Origin of the sequence: Mesonia aestuariivivens, assembly GCF_019311235.1 — a bacterium.
GTDB classification, from domain to species: domain Bacteria; phylum Bacteroidota; class Bacteroidia; order Flavobacteriales; family Flavobacteriaceae; genus Mesonia; species Mesonia aestuariivivens.
In genome coordinates, this window is the sequence record NZ_JAHWDF010000005.1 from 215,785 (window position 1) to 236,257 (window position 20,473).

Below are 20,473 nucleotides of genomic sequence, written 5' to 3' on the forward strand. Positions count from 1 at the left end.
TTAGAAAGATGTCTTGATTGTAAAAAATAGAAATCCTGCTGCAAAACTCATAATTCATTACTATATTTGCACCCGTTTTTGTAAGGAATAACAAGGCTTGTCGCCAAAGTTATTCCTTACAATAATACTAAAAGATTAGGAAAGGAGCTGTTATGATAGAAACAAATAAAAACGTTGCATTTTACACTTTAGGTTGCAAACTTAATTTTTCTGAAACTTCAACCATTGCCCGTTCGTTTGAGAATGAAGGTTTTAATAAAGTAGAGTTTACGGAAAAAGCAGAAATTTATGTAATTAATACCTGTAGCGTCACCGAAAATGCCGATAAACGTTTTAAAACTATCGTGAAGCAAGCTCAGAAACTTAATGAAAATGCCTTTGTTATCGCTATTGGTTGTTATGCGCAATTAAAGCCAGAGGAGTTAGCCGATGTTGAAGGGGTAGATTTAGTATTAGGAGCTACCGAAAAATTCAACATTACCAGTTATTTAAATGAGTTACTGAGTCAGCCTGCTGAAACTCGCACCGCTCAAATCCATTCTTGTGAAATAGATGAAGCCGATTTTTACGTAGGTTCTTATTCGATTGGTGATCGAACGCGCGCATTTTTAAAAGTGCAGGATGGTTGTGATTATAAATGTACGTATTGTACCATTCCTTTAGCACGTGGAATTTCTCGAAGCGATACGCTAGAAAATGTGCTGAAGAACGCCAAAGAAATTTCTGATCAAGATATTAAAGAAATTGTTCTTACCGGTGTAAATATTGGAGATTATGGTAAAGGAGAATTTGGCAATAAAAAACACGAACATACTTTTTTAGATTTAGTGAAAGCTTTAGATGAGGTAGAAGGTATCGAGCGTTTGCGTATTTCTTCTATTGAGCCCAATCTGTTAAAGAATGAAACTATCAATTTTGTAGCGCAGAGCGAGACGTTTGTACCCCATTTTCATATTCCGTTACAAAGTGGTAGCAATCAATTATTAGGTTTAATGCGACGTCGTTATCGTCGTGAGTTATACGTAGATCGTGTTACTGAAATTAAAAAAACAATGCCTAATGCCTGCATTGGGGTAGATGTAATTGTTGGTTTTCCTGGAGAAACCGATGAGTTGTTTTTAGAAACTTACAATTTTTTAAACGATCTTGATATTTCGTACCTTCACGTGTTTACGTATTCAGAAAGAGACGACACCATTGCGGCATCGATGGAAGAAGTGGTGCCACTAAAAGTGAGAAAAAAGCGTAGTAAAATGTTGCGTGGTCTTTCGGCTAAAAAGCGGAGAGCATTTTATGAAAGTCAGCTAGGAAAGACTTTCACCGTTCTTTTTGAAGGAGAAAATAAAGAAGGTTATATTCACGGATTTACTGAAAATTATGTGAAAGTAAAAATGCCATGGAATCCTGAATTTGTAAATACATTACATCAGGTAAAATTAAAAGAAATCGATGAAGATGGCTTGGTACGTTTTAATTTGGTAGAATCTAATTCACATATAGCAGTATAAAATCACTCCTTCAAAAATTTCTTTTGAAGGAGTGTTATTTCAATTTTAGATACTCATTCCAACGGGTAGTAAGTCTGAATATTTAAATTTATTAGCTCGGAAGAATTTTTTTACTTCTTTACTTGTGGGAACAATTTTAATTTTTCCTTTTTCTTCAAGGTAATCAAATATCTTAGTGAAAAACTTTTCTTGATACCCTTGTTCTTTTAGGTGATCGGATATTTTAAACTTAGAAAGGAAGATTTTTCGCTCTTGTTCAGAATATTCAAGGGTAATTAAATCGTCATGAATTGTAGCTTCAAACTGTCTTAAAAAATCATTATTTTTAATTTCAAAATCTTCCATAATTTTAGGTTTTAAATTATTCCATGGGTACTTCCATTAAAAGTATACGTGCATCTTCATTAACTTCAATTTCTATTTCGTTTATTTCCCAAACGCCAAGAGCATCTCTTTTTTGTAGGGTTTCTCCTTCAATTTTAATTTCTCCTGAGATTAGAAAAATATAAACTCCGTGGTTTTTTTGATGTACTTGATATACAATTTTTTTACCGGCATCTATATTTCCTAAATTAAAATAAGTTTGCTGGTGTACCCAAAGAGCGTTACCATCATTATCATTTTTAGGAGTCACTACTGGCAATAATTTGTTATGCCTTTCTTCTGAAGAGAATTTTTTTTGGTCGTATCTTGGCGTAACATTTTCAGTTTCGGTAAATACCCAAATTTGTAAGGTATTGGCTTTTTCAGTTTTACTTCCATTAAATTCGCTATGTTCTACACCAGTACCAGCGCTCATTACTTGCACTTCACCTTCATGAATAATACCTTCATTTCCCATAGAATCTTTGTGCTGAAGCGCACCTGCTAACGGAATGGTAATAATCTCCATATTCTGGTGAGGATGCGTTCCAAAACCCATTCCTCCATCAATCGTATCGTCATTAAGCACACGTAGCGCACCAAATTGTAACCGATTCGGGTTAAAATAATTGGCGAAACTAAAAGAATAATTGGCTTTTAACCAGCCAAAGTCTGCAGAACCTCTAGTGTGAGCAGGGTGAAAAATTTTTTGCATTTTAATTTTTTTATAAGATCAAAATCACTTTATAACTATTACTTTTGATGCGTAAATTTAATTTTTTTAAATCAGTTTCACTGTTATATAGCTGTTAAAATGGAAGAAACAGACCAAAAGACTCATGTTTATTTTATGCCGGGTATGGCAGCAAATCCTTCGATCTTTGAGCATATTAAACTACCTGAGAAGTATGTAATACATTGGTTAAAATGGAAAATACCTTATCATAATGAGTGCATGCATTCTTACATCACAAGAATGCTAGAGGAGGTAGTTCATCCAAACCCAGTATTAATAGGCGTTTCTTTTGGAGGTGTTATTGTTCAGGAGATGGCGAAATTAATTCCTGTAAAGCGACTTATTCTAATTTCTACCGTAAAATCACAGCATGAATTACCGGCAAGAATGAAATTAGCTCGCAAAACAGGGCTTTATAAAATTTTACCTACAAGTTTAGCAGGTAGAATAGGTGATTTAGAAAAACTTCCCGTAGGAGAATTTACAAAAAAGAGAGCACATTTATATAAACAATACCTCTCGGTGAGTGATAAGCAATACTTAGATTGGGCTATCCAGAAAATGGTCTGTTGGGAGCAAGAGAGTCCGTTACCAAATACAATTCATATACATGGCGATTCAGATCTTATTTTTCCTATAAAAAATATAGAAAATTGCATCATTGTTGAAGGAGGTACTCATATCATGATTATTAACCGTTTTAGATGGTTTAATAAACATTTACCTTCTCTAATAGAAGAGGGAGAATTAGTTAAAAATTAATAAACATAAGAACGAAGATGAAGAACGTTAAAACAGGATTAATGATTATTGGCGTAATTGCTATTGCTGGTCTAGGAATACAAGCGGTAAGTTCTATTACCCAAAACCAAGATACAGTTGTAAAGGCTCATCAACAAATTAATGCCACTACACCAGTAAACAATAAAGCAGTAAAAGATTATAATGTTTATGCTTTATCTATGCCTGAAAACTTAAATTTTGCAGGAGAATCTGTTCCTGTAGAAGATCCAGATATTTATGAACGTATGGATCGAGAATTGTTAGTGAATACATATTGGCAATCTAACGGGTTGTTACTCATCAAGCGTGCGCATAAATATTTCCCTATCATAGAACCTATTTTAAAGAAAAATGGTATTCCTGATGATTTTAAATACTTAGCCATTGCTGAAAGTGGGTTAACACAAATCGTATCTCCTGCTGGGGCTACAGGTTTTTGGCAGCTTATGAGTGCTACGGCGCAAGAACATGGATTAGAGGTGAATGATAATGTAGATGAACGTTATCATATAGAAAAAGCAACGCAAGCTGCTTGCGAATATCTAAAAGAATCTAAAGCGCGTTTTGGGAGTTGGACGCTAGCTGCTGCAGCTTATAATGCGGGTAATTATGGTATTTCTAAGCAACAAGATCGTCAATCTGTGAATGAATATTACGATCTTTTATTAGGTGAAGAAACAGGAAGGTACGTATTTAGAATTTTAGCTTTAAAAGAAATTTTAAGTAATCCAGAACATTACGGATTTAATTTTGAAGAGAAGCATCTCTATAAACCCATCGCAACAAAAAAAGTAGAGGTAGATACTGCTGTGACAGACTTTGCTGGCTTCGCTAAAAAATTAGGAATTAATTATAAAATTTTAAAAATTCATAATCCTTGGTTAAGAGAAGCACATCTGAACAATAAATCTCGTAAGTTGTACGAAATTGAAATTCCGTTAAAAGGAACTTATACTTATCAGCCATAATGTTAGAATACGTTCAGAATAATATTTTTTTTACCTTAATTATTATTAATTATATCATTGCTATTGGTACTGCATTTTTTATAATTCTTAATAATAGAAACCCTATAACCACTGTGTCTTATATTTTGGCATTGGTGGTTTTACCTTTTTTAGGCTTATTAATTTATTATTTTTTGGGTCAAGAATATCGAAAAGATAAAATGTTTAAACGAAAAAAGGTTTTTAACAATGAAACGGTTAAAAAGTGGGAGAAGAAGCTAATTTTAAATGACAATCGCTTAGAAAATTATGAAACAGACTTTTTAGGCAATAAAGTGAACATAGTTAAGCTTCTTCAAAATAATCAAAAAAAACCCTTGGTGTTTGGTAACGATGTTCAAATACTGATTAATGGAGAAAAGAAATTTGAGGCGCTTTTTAAAGATATAAAAGAAGCTAAAAATCATATTCATGTTGAATACTATATGTTTAATGATGATAAAATTGGCTCTCAATTTATAGAAGCGCTTATCAAAAGAGCAAAAGAAGGAATTGTCGTAAGGGTAAATTATGATTATGTAGCAAGTGCTATTTCTAATAAATCGATAAAAAAAATGAAACAAGCTGGCATAGAGATTTTTCCTTTTATGCCGGTTTGGTTTCCTAATTTAACAAGAAAGTTAAACTATAGAAACCATCGTAAAATTGTAGTGATTGATGGTATTATAGGTTATGTGGGTGGCGTAAATGTTTCCGATGAATATGTAAACCCAAATAATACCGGCTATTGGCGAGACACGCATACCCGATTAAAGGGAAATGTGGTAAAATCTATTCAATCTCATTTCTTATTAAATTGGAATTTTGTCTCTGAGCAAGAAATTGAAATTACAGATCATTATTTTCCTGAAGTAGAAGAATGCGGAGAAATTCCTGTGCAAATTGCCGCTAGTGGTCCAGATTCAGACTACCCTCATATTATGGAGGCATTATTTACAGCCATCAATGGTGCTAAAGATTTTATAAGAATAACTACTCCTTATTTTATCCCTAACGATCAAATGCTTACCGCATTAAAAACCGCAAGTAGAAGAGGGGTAGATATTGAAATACTAATCCCGAAAGAAGGAGATTCTTGGGCAGCTAAATATGCTACCAATTCTTATATTTTAGATTTATTAGAATCGGGTATTAAAGTTTATCATTATTGTAAAGGTATGGTGCATGCTAAAACGATGGTGGTAGACGGTTTACTTTCTACCATAGGGACTTCTAATATGGATTATAGAAGTTTCGAGATTAATTTTGAAATTACGGCTCTCATCTATAACAAAGAAGTTAGTGCTGAAATGCTTCACATTTTTGAAGACGATACTAAGCATTGTAATCAAGTCGCTATAGAAGAATGGAAACAAAGGTCATTTCAAGAAAAAGTAAAAGAATCTTTTAGTAGGCTTTGGGCGCCTCTATTGTAAAAAAGTACACTTACTAATTTACTCCTATCTTAACAAATGAAAAAGATATTATATCTTTTTCATTTGTTGTTTCATCATTCTAATTTGATCGTTTAGCATTCCGTGCTTATCGAGTGATTTCGCTTCCTTTAGTAAAAGTTGGGCCTCACGTTTTCTTCTTTTAGTCATTGCAATTCCTGCCAAGTTTATTTTAGCCATTGCTAAATCTTGACTCATAGACAATCCTAATTTAATGGCTTTTTTAAAATATTTTTCAGCTTGACTAATATTGGTTTGAGAAACCATTAATCCGTGAAGGTAGTAATAATAACCCTGTTGTTTTTGAACTAATGCAGACTCAGGATTTGAAATTTTATCTAACCATTTTTTAGCTCCAGGAAAATCTTGTTTTCTTAGTCTTAAAAAAGCAAGTAAGATAATTTCATTTTTAAAGTATAAAAAGATAAAAACGGCGGCTAAAAGAATAAGTAAAATACCATTACCTATATTATTTTCTATAAATTGATAAATTGCGTAAGCAATTGTTGCTGCAGCTAAAACTAATTTTATATTCTTATTAAACATGAGTCGTATTTTTAGAGCCGCAAAGGTAAAAAAAACAATTAGAAAATTATTTAAAAATCCATTTGGAAGAGTTAAAAGATATTGTATATTTGCACGCAGTTTTAAAAAAGAGACCCTCTTTATAAAAACAACTAAGATACTAAAAGACGATTTAAAGATATTTTAAGATGAAAAGAACGTTTCAACCCTCGAAGAGAAAAAGAAAAAATAAGCACGGATTTAGAGAGCGCATGAGTAGCGTGAACGGTAGAAAAGTGCTTGCACGTAGAAGAGCAAAAGGAAGAAAGAAGCTTTCTGTATCTACAGAAAACAGACATAAACACTAATATGATTTGTTAGTGATTTTTAAATATTAAGGTGTTACTTATCGTAACGCCTTTTTTTATACCTATTCGTATCTTAACTTTGTAACCCAACCTAATATATTTTTTCAGATGCCTAAAAATAAAGACCTCAAAAGTATTTTAATTATTGGATCAGGACCCATTGTTATTGGTCAAGCTTGTGAATTTGATTATTCTGGAACACAAGCGCTACGTTCTTTGCGAGAAGACGGGATAGAAACGATTCTTATCAATTCTAATCCAGCAACGATCATGACAGATCCGTCAATGGCAGATCATGTGTATTTAAAGCCACTGACTACAAAATCAATAATCGAAATTTTAAAAGAGCATCCGCAGATCGATGCTGTTTTACCTACCATGGGAGGGCAAACCGCATTAAATCTTTGTATTGAGGCAGATGAAAAGGGAATTTGGGAAGATTTTAAGGTCAAGCTTATTGGGGTAGATATCAATGCTATCAATATTACCGAAGATAGAGAGAAGTTTAGAGAATTAATGGAAGAGATAGGTGTCCCTATGGCACCACAAGCTACCGCGACCTCTTTTTTAAGAGGAAAAGAAATTGCACAAGATTTTGGTTTCCCATTAGTGATTAGAGCTTCTTATACCTTAGGTGGAGCAGGAGCAGGAATCGTTTATAAGGAAGAAGACTTCGATGAGATGTTAACGAGAGGTCTTGAGATTTCGCCTATTCATGAAGTGATGATTGATAAGGCGATGATGGGATGGAAAGAATATGAGTTAGAATTGCTTCGTGATAAAAATGATAACGTCGTTATTATTTGTACCATCGAAAATATGGATCCCATGGGGATTCACACGGGAGATTCGATCACGGTAGCTCCAGCAATGACGTTGAGTGATACTACATTCCAGAAGATGCGTGATATGGCCATCAAAATGATGCGTAGTATCGGTGATTTCTCCGGAGGTTGTAACGTACAGTTTGCGGTGAGTCCAGACGATAAAGAAGATATTATCGCTATAGAAATTAATCCGCGGGTATCACGTTCTTCAGCATTAGCATCAAAAGCAACAGGATATCCAATTGCTAAAATTGCTTCAAAATTAGCCCTAGGCTATACCTTAGATGAATTAGATAACCAAATTACGAAAACTACTTCCGCATTATTTGAACCTACATTAGATTATGTAATCGTAAAAATACCTCGTTGGAATTTTGATAAGTTTGAAGGTTCAGATAGAACTTTAGGTTTGCAAATGAAAGCTGTAGGCGAGGTGATGGGTATTGGCCGTTCTTTTCAAGAAGCATTGCATAAGGCTACACAATCTTTAGAGATTAAGAGAAACGGTTTAGGAGCCGATGGGAAAGGTTATAAAGATTACGATGTTATTATCGATAAATTGACGCATGCGAGTTGGGATCGTGTTTTTGTAATTTACGATGCGATTCAATTAGGAATTCCATTAAGTAGAATTCACGAGATCACTAAAATCGATATGTGGTTCTTAAAGCAATATGAAGAACTTTATTATTTAGAAAAAGAAATCTCTACTTATAAAATAGATACGATCAACAAAGAAATTTTGCTAGAAGCAAAGCAAAAAGGTTACGGTGATCGTCAAATAGCCTTTATGTTGGGTTGTTTAGAGAGTGAGGTTCATAAAAAACGTGAAGATTTAAGTATTAATCGCGTTTATAAATTAGTAGATACTTGTGCTGCAGAATTTGAAGCGCAAACACCATACTATTATTCTACGTTTGAAAGTGAAGTAGAAAGAGCCGACGGAACTAAATATGTAGAGAACGAAAGTATAGTATCAGACCGTAAAAAAATAGTAGTATTAGGCTCTGGTCCTAACCGAATTGGTCAAGGAATCGAGTTTGATTATTGTTGTGTTCATGGTGTTTTAGCTGCTTCTGAAGCTGGTTATGAAACCATTATGATTAACTGTAATCCAGAAACAGTTTCTACCGATTTTGATGTAGCCGATAAGCTTTATTTTGAACCTGTTTTTTGGGAGCATATCTATGATATTATCAAGCATGAGAAGCCAGAAGGGGTAATCGTTCAGCTTGGAGGGCAAACCGCTCTTAAGTTAGCTGAAAAATTAGAACGTTACGGTATTAAAATTATGGGAACCAGCTACAAAGCTTTAGATTTAGCTGAAGATCGTGGTAGCTTTTCTCAATTATTACAAGAAAACAATATTCCTTATCCTGAGTTTGGGGTAGCAGAAACTGCCGATGAAGCTTTGGCGTTAGCAGATGAATTAGATTTCCCAATCTTGGTACGTCCTTCTTATGTATTAGGGGGGCAAGGAATGAAAATTGTTATCAATAAAAAAGAATTAGAATCTACTGTGGTAGATTTATTAAGAAAAATACCGAACAATAAATTGCTGCTAGATCATTATTTAGATGGTGCCATCGAGGCCGAAGCAGATGCTATTTGTGATGGAGAAGATGTTTATATTATTGGGATTATGGAGCATATTGAGCCTTGCGGTATTCACTCGGGAGATTCCAATGCTTTGCTTCCTCCTTTTACCTTGGGAGATTTGGTACTTCAGCAAATAAAAGACCATACGCGTAAAATTGCTTTAGCCTTAGATACCGTTGGTTTAATTAATATTCAATTTGCAGTAAAAGACGATAAAGTGTTTATAATTGAAGCCAACCCAAGAGCATCAAGAACGGTTCCTTTTATCGCGAAAGCTTATGGAGAGCCTTATGTAAATTATGCTACTAAAGTAATGCTAGGTGATAAAAAAGTAAAAGATTTTACATTTAATCCGAAGTTAGAAGGTTATGCGATTAAGCAACCAGTATTTTCTTTTAATAAATTCCCTAAAGTGAATAAACAATTAGGGCCAGAGATGAAAAGTACGGGAGAAAGTATCTTGTTTATTAAAGACTTAAAAGACGATAATTTTTACGATTTATATGCAAGGCGTAAAATGTATTTAACAAAATAAAAGTTATCTATAGTGTACTAAAAAAGGAGTTCTAAATGAACTCCTTTTTTTATGGTATATAGAAAGATTTACCAGCTTTCTTGTAACCCATTTTCTAAAGCAGAGTTGTAGTTTTCAAGATTAAATTTATAAAGATCGGGAGCTTTGTGCGCACCTCCTTTTCGGGTTTCATCTAGTTTTTCTAAAATTTGGTAGCGCGTCATTTTTCTGTAAAAGTTACCGCGGTTTAATTTTTTATCTAAAATAATCTCGTAGAGTTTCTGTAATTCTGGCATGGTGAATTTTTCAGGAAGTAAATTAAGGCCTACGGGTTTATAGTTTAAATCTCTTCGAAGTTGAAGGAGAGCTTCGTTAAAAATTTCTTGATGATCCATCATTAATTCGGGTAATTCATCAATTTTTTTCCATTCACAGGCATCAGAAACTTCGTCGATAACTGGGGTGACGGTTTCATAATCAATTAACGCATAGTGCGCAATAGAAATATAACGCTGTTTATGCCAAAGATCATCAGGGCAATCTATAAAAAAGTCTTCACTCCTATTTTTTTTGCCATAGGTTTTAAATTGGTTTAAAAAAATATTATTAGCTCCAGTTCTTTCTTTTAGAATTCGGTTGGCGCCTTGTGCTAGATCTTCCTCTTTTTTTAAATACCCACCAGGTAACCCCCAAGCTGTAGCATCAAGCAATTTTATTAAAAGTACTTTAAGCGTAGCGTCATGAAAACCAAATACCACACAGTCTATAGAGATACTTGGTAAAAATTCTTTTTTTAAAATTGGAGAGCCTTTTATTAATAAATTATAAAGTTTATCTGTCATAGCTTTTATTTAATTTTCAAAAATACATTTCAGATTTAGTATAATCAATACTTTTAAACAATAATCTTTAAATAAAGTAACCTTTAAAAAAGGTTGGGGAGCATGTTAAATAATTGATTATTCTGTTTTTACATTCAATACGTTACTAAATTCTTAATTTTTAGCATACGATTTTAAAAATTTTCTATGCTTCATTTTGAAACTTACAAAAAAAATGTTAATATTGCTGTATAAAGAAACAATAGATTCTTTACGAAAACGATGTAACTATGATTGGAAATTAGCTTTAGCCTATATTTTTTTGGTTTTTTACTAGTAGAAATAAAAGAAGAATATTTAGCTATAGAAGACTATACCTTTTAATAGTTCATAAAATTAAGAATACGATTAGCGTTTAGAAACTGAATGTTAAATGCTATCTGTCAGTCACCGATGGTGATTTTATAAAATCAAAGATTTTTTCCTGTTTTGATTTCAAGTCAAAACGGGAAATTTTTTAATCAATTTTTAAAAGTTTCAAAATGAAGCATTATATGAATAAGAATTTTACAAAAAGAAGTCTAGGGTTACTCTTTGCAGGGGTTTCTTTATTTGCCTCGCAATCGATTTTTGCACAAGAAGATAAAGGCAAAAAATTAACTGTACAAGATTCTATCGCCTTACAACAAGAGTTAAAAGGGGATAAAGAAGCGGAAGGTAAGAAAAACGGAAGCGACAGGAATGTGATGCTTAATGCATCTAGTAACTCGGGACCTAGAGATGTAAATATAGGATTGCCAGGAAATGTAGGAGGGATAACAATTCTCGAAAACGATTTACCAGTAGTTTATTTTTTCTGGCCAGAATTACCTAACAAAACCTGGAGACAAAGTTTAAGTCTTCAAAAAACAGGTTTGCTTAAAATGGATGAATTGGCAAGTACGATGGGAGACTTAGGTTTTGCTGTAAATTCATACACCCAAACTGGTACGGAAGAATTTCAATTAAAAGGAAAGTTGTCTGGGAGTCATTTTGGATGGTTGCAAGGAGATGTAAATGTATCTGGACCAATTTCTGACAGTGGATGGTCGTACACCGCTGGAGCATTTGTCAATTTTGATCCGAGTACTTACGATTTAGGCTATAACAATTATGCCGATCAAACCAAGATTTTTAGAGCAGGATTAACCAAGCGATTTAAAGACGGTAAAGGGGATTTTAATATTTCTTATAAATATGCAGATTCTTATGTTACTCAGAACTATGCTGTTTTTGAATATGGCCCAGATGGTGAAGCGAAAGAAACAGACAATTTTAGAATTGGACGTGATTCTTATATGGTGCGAGATGGTAGAATTCGCTTTAAAGATGTAGATGGTGGTAATTACTATTGGGGAGAATTAGACGGTGATGCCAATACCAATATTTCTCATAACTTAGATATATTTGGTAATTATAAAATGGACAATGGGTGGAATTTTAAATATTCTACGCGCTTACACTTAGCTAAAGCATCATTGTTATATAGTATACCTATTAGTATTCTTGAAGCTGATGCATCAGATAATTATACTATTGCTAATACTGGAGAAGCCTATACAGGTTCAGTAGGAACTCAGTTAGGAATGAATTCACCTGAAATCCCAACGACCTCTATCATGGGAAGATTTTCTATAAATAAGAAAGTCGATGATCACGATTTAACTTTTGGAATTCTAGAACAGTATTATCATATAGATAACTATGTGTCTAATAGATCTGTTTTCTTTCAAACAGTAGAAAATCAACCACAGCGTTTAATAAGTCCGGCTACAGATCAATATGGATTCTATGGTTATAATGGAGGTTCAGAATTTCACAGCGGTAAAGAAAACAAACTATCTGTTTACGGTAGTGACAATTGGCAGGTAAACGATCGTTTAAATTTAAGCTATGGTTTATTTTTAAGACATCAACACCTAGATGGTGAATATTCACTCACTCCTAGAGGAGCAGATTTTACCATTCAGGATGCCGCAATTGAGCCTATCAATAAAGATTGGTTTCATATAGCAGGTAAATTTAATGCTACCTATAATTTGACAAATAAATTCGGATTATTAGCTAATTTCCAATATACAGAAGAAAACGGTAGATTAGAGAGTTATTCTGCAGCAGCAATTCCAAATACAACAACAAGTAAAAGTCCGTTAGGTGCTTTTGGAGTATTTTATAATAATGATTGGTTAAGCTTAGTTTCTCAAGTTACTTATTTAACAAAAAATAATTATCTAAAGCGTTTCAATTTAGTAAACCCGCAGGATGATACTGAGCAGCAACAAACAACCACTTATTACGATATTGAAACATTAGGGTGGACAACAGATGTTGTACTTACTCCATTTAAAGGTTTTAGTATGCACGGTTTGGTAACGCTGCAAGATCCAAAGTATAAAGATTTTAATTTTTCTGCTTTTGGTAACGACTATGATTTTAGTGATAAAACAGTATTAGAAATATCTAAAGTTCTAGTAGAACTAGATCCTAGTTATACTTATAAAGACTGGAGAGTTTGGGCAAGTTTTAGATACTTTAGTGAGCAATATGCTAACATCAATAACGCTTTAACTTTTGCACCGCGTTGGGAAAATTTTGGTGGAGTAAATTATAAATACAATGACCACTTAAATTTTGGGGTAACGCTAATTAACTTCTTAAACCAAGTAGGAGCTAAAGGAACGATTAACGGAGCTGAGTTAATCGAAGATCCAGAACCTTATTATGGAAGATTGTTAACTGGTTCTTACATCAGACCATTTACCGCACAGCTTTCAGTAAACTTTAATTTTTAATGTATTTTAAGATGAAAAAATATATGTTAGGTATTCTCTTAGCAATCCCATTTATAGGGATTGCTCAAGAGAATTCTTGGAATTCTTGGCATAAAGAAATAAGGCCTAGAATGCGGGTGATGATCGATAATGATTATGCGGGTGATCCAGATGGATTATTTCAATTAGTACATCATCTACTGTCACCTTCTATAGAAATTAAAGGTATTATTGGTTCCCACCTTAAGCCTGGTGATGGTTTCGATTCTTCAGATCAAACAGCAACACACGCTGTAGAAAATATAAATGAAGTTATTGATTTATTAAATTTAGATGATAAGTTTCCGGTTTATCAAGGAAGTAATTCAGGATTAAAAAATATATCAACACCCAATGAATCTGCTGCAGCGAAAGCTATTGTAAAGGAAGCGATGCGTACAGACGTGAACTCACCTTTATACCTAATTTGTGGTGGTGGTTTATCTGAAATAGCAAGTGCCTATTTATTAGAACCAAAAATTGCAGAAAAAATAATTTTAATCTGGATTGGTGGTACTGAATATTCAGATATGGCAACGCCACCACCAGGATACACCACGTTAGAATACAATACGGGTATCGATATTAAAGCCGCTCAGGTTATTTTTAATTCCTCTACTATTCCCCTATGGCAAGTACCCAGAAATGCATATCGTGAGACCCTAATGTCGTATGCAGAATTAAAAACACGCGTGCAACCCGCAGGAAAGATAGGGGCTTATTTAGTAGAGAAAATAGAAGCTATAATCAAAATGACTAATGAATACGAAATTTACATGGGTGAAACTTATATTATGGGAGATAATCCTTTAGTGTTGCTAACCGCCCTTCAGTCTTCTTTTGAAGCAGATCCTTCTTCTAGTTTTTACGAGATAAAACAAGCACCTTTAATAAATGATGAAGGGGTTTATGAAGTGAATCATTCTGGTAGAAATATTCGTGTTTATCATCATTTAGACAACCGCTTAATGTTTGAAGATTTTTATGGAAAGCTTCAATTATTTCAACAAAATTAAAAATTATGATCACGTATACATCAATTATAATTTCAGCCATAGCCATGAGTTTTGCACTTACAACCCAAGCACTGGCTATAAAAACAGTAACCAGTAAATCGGGTGCCATTATAGGCTATACAAAAAATTCAGGGTGAGAATCCTGAAAGAAATCAGGCCCTACGATATGATTCCGTATTAAGATTCTTAAGGGAATACCTACGATTTTGGGTATGGTTTAGACTGGAATGGTGTAATTAAAGATGAAAGAATTTCAAAATATAAAAAAATGAAAACGAAAATTAGAATAATAAGCTCCTTGCTATTATTAATGGCTGCTTTTCAACTTTCAGCACAGGATCAAGTTGTAAAACTTTACGATGGAAAAGCTCCAGGTTCTGAAGATTGGAATTGGAAAGAGGCTCAAAAATATTCAGATTTATTTCAAACTGAAGTGGTTTATAATGTAACCGACCCAGAATTATTAGTTTTTAAACCCGAAAACCCTAATGGAACCTCAATAATTATTGCTCCGGGTGGTGGTTTTCAGACTTTATCAATTAACCGAGAAGGAATTGAAGTGGCTAAAGAATTGGCTTCAAAAGGTGTAACTGCTTTTGTATTAAAATACAGATTGATTCACTCTAAAACCGATACCCCTGCAAAAGAACTTATGGAGGGATTAAAAGATCGCGATGCGCATTATAAACGATCTAATGCCGTACAGAAACTAGCGGGTGAAGATTGTAAAACTGCTATTCATTACCTACGTAGTCACGCTTCAGAATTTTCAATAGATGCTCAAAAAGTTGGTGTCATTGGTTTTTCTGCTGGAGCTACGGTTATTCTTAGAACAGTTTTAGGTGAAGCAAATTCTGCAACTTTACCCAATTTTGCAGCTTCACTTTATGGCGGACCTAGCGATGAGCTCATGGCTAAAGCGGTTCCAGAAATTCCATTATTTATCGCTGCTGCAAGTGACGATCAATTAAAATTAGCACCCAAAAGTGTTGCTTTATACAGTAAATGGCTAAAAACGGGTTATCCGGTAGAGCTACATATGTATGCAAAAGGCGGACACGGTTTTGGAATGAAAACTCAAAATTTACCAGTCGACTCTTGGTACAAGCGTTTTGAAGACTGGTTAATTCAATATAAATACCTTAAATAAATAAGTAATGAAAAAGAATTTTAGGAAATTAGGAGTCTTTGCTGTTGTCGCACTTGGAAGTATTCAACTAACAACCGCTCAAAAAGCGCCACAGTTAGGGAAAGCTTCTGTAGACGAAGTGATACAAGCAATGACTGTAGAAGAAAAAGTAGATTTATTAGTAGGTCCTGGGATGCCTGGTTATGCAGGTTTAGTACCTTTAGAAGGTGAGCCAGACGTACGTGTGTTAGGGCAAGCCGGAGGAAACGAAGAAGTAAACCGTTTAGGAATACCTAAAACCGTTTTTGCGGATGGTCCTGCCGGACTACGAATTCAGCCAAAAAGAGAAAATAACCCGAATACCTATTATGCTACTGCATTTCCTGTAGGTACTGCCTTGGCTTCTTCTTGGAACACCGAGCTGATTGAAGAAGTTGGTCAAGCGATGGGCGAAGAGGTAAAAGAATATGGGGTAGATGTATTATTAGCACCTGCATTAAATATTCATAGAAATCCGCTGAACGGAAGAAACTTCGAGTATTATTCTGAAGATCCTTTAGTGGCTGGTAAAATTGCTTCAGCTTACGTAAAAGGAATTCAATCTCACGATGTAGGTACTTCTATTAAGCATTTTGCAGCAAACAATCAAGAAACCAATCGTTTGTCAGTTAATGCACATATTACCGAGCGTGCGATGCGTGAAATCTACTTGCGTGGTTTCGAAATTGCTATCAAAGAAGCACAGCCTTGGACAGTGATGACGGCGTATAACAAAATTAATGGAGTATATGCTTCAGCTAATGAAGATTTATTAATCAAAGTTTTAAGAGATGAGTGGGGTTACAAAGGCTTGGTAATGACCGATTGGTTTGGTGGTTATCCAGGTTTTGGTTCGATCATAGCAGAAGGAAGCGTTAGTGATGTTGTTGCTCAGATGGAAGCTGGTAACGATTTATTAATGCCGGGTACTCAAAACCAAAAAGGCGCTTTAATCAAAGCGATTAAAGAAGGTAAAGTAGATGAAGCAGCTATTGATAGAAACTTGCGTAATATCTTAAACTATATTTTAAAAACTCCTACGGTTGCAGACTATAAGTATAGTGATGATCCAGATTTAAAAGCACACGCAGAAGTAACGCGTAATGCTGCGACTGAAGGAATGATATTGTTGAAAAACAATGAAAACGCATTGCCTTACACGAATAAAAAAGGGACAGTTGCTGTTTTTGGAGATACCTCTTACGATTTTATCGCCGGTGGTACAGGTAGTGGAGATGTTAACGAAGCCTATACTGTTTCTTTAATAGAAGGTTTAACCAATGCAGGTTATACGATCGATAGCGATCTTCAAGAAGCTTACGTTCCTTTTGTAAAAGAAGCTACAGCAAAAGAAATGAAGCGTCGTCAAGAAGAAGGTGGTTTATTAGCATCTGTACAACGTATCCCAGAGATGCCGTTAGCAAAAGAGATGGTAGTGAATAAGGCAAAATCTTCTGAAGTTGCGGTGATTACTATTGGTAGAAATGCCGGTGAACAACACGATAGAAAAATCAATAACGATTTCTATTTAGGTCAAGATGAAATAAAAATGATCAATACGGTAAGTGATGCTTTTCACGCCGAAGGAAAAAAAGTGATCGTAATTTTAAACATTGGTGGAGTTATTGAAACTGCTAGCTGGAAAGATAAAGTAGATGCTGTTTTACTAGCTTGGCAAGCCGGACAAGAAGGAGGAAATTCTGTTGCCGATGTATTCTCAGGTGCTAAAAATCCTTCAGGAAAATTAACAATGACTTTCCCTATGGATTATAACAACGAGCCAACTGCGGCTAACTTTCCAGGCGTTCCTGCAAACGATCCTAAAGAAGTATTTTACGAAGAAGGAATCTACGTAGGTTACCGTTATTTTAATACATTTAATGTAAAACCATCTTACGAGTTTGGTTTTGGTAAATCGTATACCACTTTTGAATATTCAGACTTAAAATTAAGCGAAACTAACTTTGAAGATGAACTTGAAGTTTCTGTAAAAGTGAAAAATACCGGTAAAGTAGCGGGTAAAGAAGTAGTTCAGGTTTACCTTTCTGCTCCAGCAAAAATGGTAGATAAACCTGCTGAAGAATTACGTGCTTTCGGAAAAACTAAACTTTTAAAACCAGGTAAATCTCAGAAGTTGAAGTTTACGATTAAAGCAAAAGATTTAGCTTCTTTCGTAGATAGTAAAAGTGCTTGGATCGCTGAAAAAGGAACTTACAACTTAAAAGTTGGAGCTTCTTCTTTAGACATTAAATTGAACAAAGAGTTCACTCTAGCTAAAGACATTACTGTAGAGAAAGTAAACAACGCTTTCGATCTTGATGCAGAAATGGAAACCTTGAAGAATTAATGTTTCGAAAAATTTTATAAAAATTAAAAGCCTTATCAAATTTGATAAGGCTTTTTTGTTGAAGTTAGCTAGCTTAGTGGTGTTCAAACTTATGACGTTAAAACTACTTTTACACAGCCACCTTTATTGTTTCTAATTTTTTTTGCAAGCTTCTTTTATTCCTATTCGGTGAGTAATGGTGAAGAAATAGTATTCTTATTTTTTATAATTTTTGGCAATTACCCCCCACTCACTCCAAGGTGAATACTAGCAAAGTCTAGGCAACCCCCTAGTGCGAGCATAGTGAGTCCAGTGTGCTCACATATGTAAACCACCATACAGCACTATATAGTGGACTGAAACTGGAGTGATACTTTTTACACCACATATACACTACTTATTATATACGTCTACAGCCTGAAATTTTAAGGTATTTTCACTTCAAATTTTACGACTCATCTTCGATAGGCCGGGGTTTAGTTAAAATAATATTTCATATAAAATCATAATATGTTCTTTAATTCAGAATAGATGTATTGATTGTTAGATAAAATTATATGTAAAAGTTCATATAATCAGAAAACTTTAACTTAAAGCCTAAGTTTATGTATTGAAAAGAAGATAAATTGATGACAGAACTAGGGCTCTATTTTGCTAAAAAATCTATTAATAGATCAGATGTTTCTCGTAAAACAGGAATTAGCAAAACTCGCTTGAGTGAATTGGCGAATAATTCAAGTACTCAGTTAATAGTTAGAGAGTTATATTTAATTTCGTTAGCTGTAGACGAAGATCCTGGTTTTCTTTTTACATACGTTTGTAAGGGTATAGAGTTACCAAAAGAGTAGAGTAGGAGGCTATTGTTTTAAATACTTTATATATGGAAATCCATTAGAAAAAGAAGAAGGATTTAATTTTCGGAAATAAAATTTTCTATGATAGGTGTTTTTTATGCTGATATTACAACCTAAAAAGTTGGTTTATCCGGAAGTATTTAGCCAAAAACGGTTATATTCGTTATGATATAACCAGTTGTGTGTAAGTTAAAAAACTTATGACGGAACAAGAAAAACATTCTGTAAAAGTACAGTTTGGAAAGGAAGTATCTGATGAAATTTCAAAACTAATATCTAATTTCAGTGAATCATTCTATAAGTTACAGAAACTAGGAGTCCCACTTACAGTTGATATAAAAGTTGCTGATTATCAAATGTTGGAAAAGAAACAAAAAATTGTACTGAACGGTTATTTTGATGCGTTTTGTAGTTTCTTTAATAAGACTTCAAGAGGTCGGATTTTTGAATTTACAGAACTTTGCAAGGAACTTTCGGAAGAAGATGCAAGGTTTTTATACACACCTTTAGGAGCAAAATCTGAGTAGCGGTTTATATATCTTTGAGATTTATTAATAAGAGGTTGTACAAGATTTGATTTTTTAGGCAGAGATGATAAAACCCTTTCGATTTCAGAACTGATAACCGAAACCTCATTCTCAATGTTGTCTGAAAAAGTTTCTTGAAAAGTATTATCTTCAGAATTTAAAAACCAATACAAATAGAAGTTAATATCATCTTGAACATTTAAATGTGGGTTCTCTCTAACAACTGATAAAAATTTATATTCACCTTCAACTTCTTTATATTCTAATTCTGTTTTAAGATTTGTGCGGTAATTGATTTCAGTTAAATTTAAAGAACCAATTTCAAGATTCTTTTTATGAAAATCAGATTCTAACAAGGATTCATCAAAAGATAAATTTTTACTATATTCAGACATTGGAAATAAGTTTAAACTTTAAAGATAGAAAATAAAAACCTACACACAACAACGTATAACAAAAATAAGGGCTAAACGGCAATCCCAAAAGTAGTCGGATAAAAATCACAACGATTAAAGCGGACAAGTAAGCTCACAAAACCCCTTACTTTATGTTATACAATCACGTTGTGCATAATTGTGGAAAAACCTCAAAATAGAATTAACAAATTGAAAATAAAGCTAAGCATATTAATCTTACTTTTCTTCTTCTCAAGTTTTGAATTATTTTCTCAAGATTTTGAATTCAAACTTTATTTTAAAGACCCTTGCAACTCGCAAAGTGAATTTACTTTAAACTATTTTTTAGAAAAAGATGGAGTTAAATTTCAACCAAACTTTGACGGAATAGTTAATTTAAAATCAAAAGGTAAATACAATCTAATTTACGAAAAGGAAATTATTCCTATTATAATTGATAAAAAAGAAAACTCTCACACAATTATCTTATCTGATATACAAGAATTTATTGTGACTGACGATAAATATGGTTATGTATTTAGGAATTGTGAAAGCAAATTAAACGGTAAAATTATAGACTATTTTGAAAACGGAAAAGTACGCTTGATAGGGAACTTTAAAAATGGATTGGCTATTGGATATATAACAGAGTTTTATCCAAATGGAGAATTAAAACAAATTCGATTTTTCGATAAAAAAGGGTTTTTAGTTGAAAAAGTAGTCCTAAATGAATAAAAAACAACTATGCACAACAAAGAACTGAGGTAAAAAGCAACTCTTTTCTTCTTTAATTTTAGAGCATATTTATCCTGTACTAAAACCTCCATTTCTTTAATCTTAGTACTTCATATCTTTATTAATTTTAATATTACTTC

At 33.5% G+C, this 20,473-nt stretch carries 18 protein-coding genes; 13 read left to right on the forward strand and 5 right to left on the reverse strand.

What is annotated here, in order from left to right; all coding sequences use genetic code 11:
* Positions 1-152 precede the first annotated feature (152 nt).
* Positions 153-1,508: a tRNA (N(6)-L-threonylcarbamoyladenosine(37)-C(2))-methylthiotransferase MtaB gene (gene mtaB / locus KW502_RS06740; protein ID WP_219039773.1), complete on the forward strand. Its 1,356-nt coding sequence runs from the start codon at positions 153-155 to the stop codon at positions 1,506-1,508.
* A 45-nt stretch (positions 1,509-1,553) separates the two neighbouring features.
* On the opposite strand, the gene KW502_RS06745 is transcribed toward mtaB, so the two are convergent.
* Both KW502_RS06745 and KW502_RS06750 read right to left on the reverse strand, forming a co-directional pair.
* Complete coding sequence (locus KW502_RS06745) at positions 1,554-1,853, reverse strand: GNAT family N-acetyltransferase (RefSeq protein ID WP_219039774.1); 300 nt, start codon at positions 1,851-1,853, stop codon at positions 1,554-1,556.
* A gap of 16 nt (positions 1,854-1,869) precedes the next feature.
* Positions 1,870-2,586, reverse strand: a complete 717-nt coding sequence (locus KW502_RS06750; RefSeq protein WP_219039775.1) for a pirin family protein — start codon at positions 2,584-2,586, stop codon at positions 1,870-1,872.
* Positions 2,587-2,685: 99 nt separating this feature from the next.
* Here KW502_RS06750 and KW502_RS06755 point away from each other — a divergent pair, with 99 nt between their 5' ends.
* The 3 genes from KW502_RS06755 to cls are packed head-to-tail and all read left to right on the forward strand — an operon-like array spanning position 2,686 to position 5,812.
* Positions 2,686-3,369: an alpha/beta hydrolase family protein gene (locus KW502_RS06755; protein WP_255554153.1), complete on the forward strand. Its 684-nt coding sequence runs from the start codon at positions 2,686-2,688 to the stop codon at positions 3,367-3,369.
* Between the two features lie 17 nt (positions 3,370-3,386).
* Positions 3,387-4,358 carry a lytic transglycosylase domain-containing protein gene (locus KW502_RS06760; protein ID WP_219039776.1) on the forward strand — a complete coding sequence of 324 codons (972 nt, stop codon included), beginning with the start codon at positions 3,387-3,389 and terminating at the stop codon, positions 4,356-4,358.
* Positions 4,358-5,812, forward strand: a complete 1,455-nt coding sequence (gene cls / locus KW502_RS06765) for a cardiolipin synthase (protein WP_219039777.1) — start codon at positions 4,358-4,360, stop codon at positions 5,810-5,812. Before KW502_RS06760 ends, cls begins: the two co-directional genes overlap by 1 nt.
* A 48-nt stretch (positions 5,813-5,860) precedes the next feature.
* On the opposite strand, the gene KW502_RS06770 is transcribed toward cls, so the two are convergent.
* Entirely contained in the window at positions 5,861-6,376 is a 516-nt protein-coding gene (locus tag KW502_RS06770; RefSeq protein ID WP_219039778.1) for a DUF2892 domain-containing protein, read from the reverse strand.
* Between the two features lie 167 nt (positions 6,377-6,543).
* On the opposite strand from KW502_RS06770, the gene rpmH reads away from it, so the two are divergent.
* A complete protein-coding gene (rpmH, locus tag KW502_RS06775) occupies positions 6,544-6,702 on the forward strand; it encodes a 50S ribosomal protein L34 (RefSeq protein ID WP_219039779.1) in 159 nt (52 codons plus the stop codon).
* A 108-nt stretch (positions 6,703-6,810) separates the two neighbouring features.
* Positions 6,811-9,663, forward strand: a complete 2,853-nt coding sequence (gene carB / locus KW502_RS06780) for a carbamoyl-phosphate synthase large subunit (protein ID WP_219039780.1) — start codon at positions 6,811-6,813, stop codon at positions 9,661-9,663.
* 68 nt (positions 9,664-9,731) lie between these two features.
* Here carB and KW502_RS06785 read toward each other — a convergent pair whose 3' ends face one another.
* Entirely contained in the window at positions 9,732-10,484 is a 753-nt protein-coding gene (locus KW502_RS06785) for an NUDIX hydrolase (RefSeq protein WP_219039781.1), read from the reverse strand.
* 533 nt (positions 10,485-11,017) lie between these two features.
* Between KW502_RS06785 and KW502_RS06790 the strand changes: the two genes are divergently transcribed.
* The 6 genes from KW502_RS06790 (at position 11,018) to KW502_RS06810 (ending at position 18,670) form a co-directional block, all read left to right on the forward strand.
* Complete coding sequence (locus KW502_RS06790) at positions 11,018-13,294, forward strand: TonB-dependent receptor (protein ID WP_255554154.1); 2,277 nt, start codon at positions 11,018-11,020, stop codon at positions 13,292-13,294.
* Positions 13,295-13,305: 11 nt separating this feature from the next.
* Positions 13,306-14,328, forward strand: a complete 1,023-nt coding sequence (locus tag KW502_RS06795) for a nucleoside hydrolase (protein WP_255554156.1) — start codon at positions 13,306-13,308, stop codon at positions 14,326-14,328.
* Positions 14,329-14,333: 5 nt separating this feature from the next.
* Positions 14,334-14,465, forward strand: a complete 132-nt coding sequence (locus tag KW502_RS15375; RefSeq protein WP_255554158.1) for a hypothetical protein — start codon at positions 14,334-14,336, stop codon at positions 14,463-14,465.
* A 131-nt stretch (positions 14,466-14,596) separates the two neighbouring features.
* Positions 14,597-15,478: an alpha/beta hydrolase gene (locus KW502_RS06800; protein WP_219039784.1), complete on the forward strand. Its 882-nt coding sequence runs from the start codon at positions 14,597-14,599 to the stop codon at positions 15,476-15,478.
* A gap of 7 nt (positions 15,479-15,485) precedes the next feature.
* Entirely contained in the window at positions 15,486-17,843 is a 2,358-nt protein-coding gene (locus KW502_RS06805; RefSeq protein ID WP_219039785.1) for a beta-glucosidase family protein, read from the forward strand.
* A gap of 608 nt (positions 17,844-18,451) precedes the next feature.
* The gene (locus tag KW502_RS06810; RefSeq protein WP_219039786.1) at positions 18,452-18,670 is read left to right on the forward strand and encodes a helix-turn-helix domain-containing protein; all 219 of its coding nucleotides are present in this window, start codon (positions 18,452-18,454) and stop codon (positions 18,668-18,670) included.
* 397 nt (positions 18,671-19,067) lie between these two features.
* Here the strand turns inward: KW502_RS06810 and KW502_RS06815 are convergent, their stop codons facing one another.
* Positions 19,068-19,598: a hypothetical protein gene (locus tag KW502_RS06815; RefSeq protein ID WP_219039787.1), complete on the reverse strand. Its 531-nt coding sequence runs from the start codon at positions 19,596-19,598 to the stop codon at positions 19,068-19,070.
* Between the two features lie 180 nt (positions 19,599-19,778).
* On the opposite strand from KW502_RS06815, the gene KW502_RS06820 reads away from it, so the two are divergent.
* Positions 19,779-20,333, forward strand: a complete 555-nt coding sequence (locus KW502_RS06820) for a toxin-antitoxin system YwqK family antitoxin (RefSeq protein ID WP_219039788.1) — start codon at positions 19,779-19,781, stop codon at positions 20,331-20,333.
* The last annotated feature ends 140 nt before the right edge of the window (positions 20,334-20,473 follow it).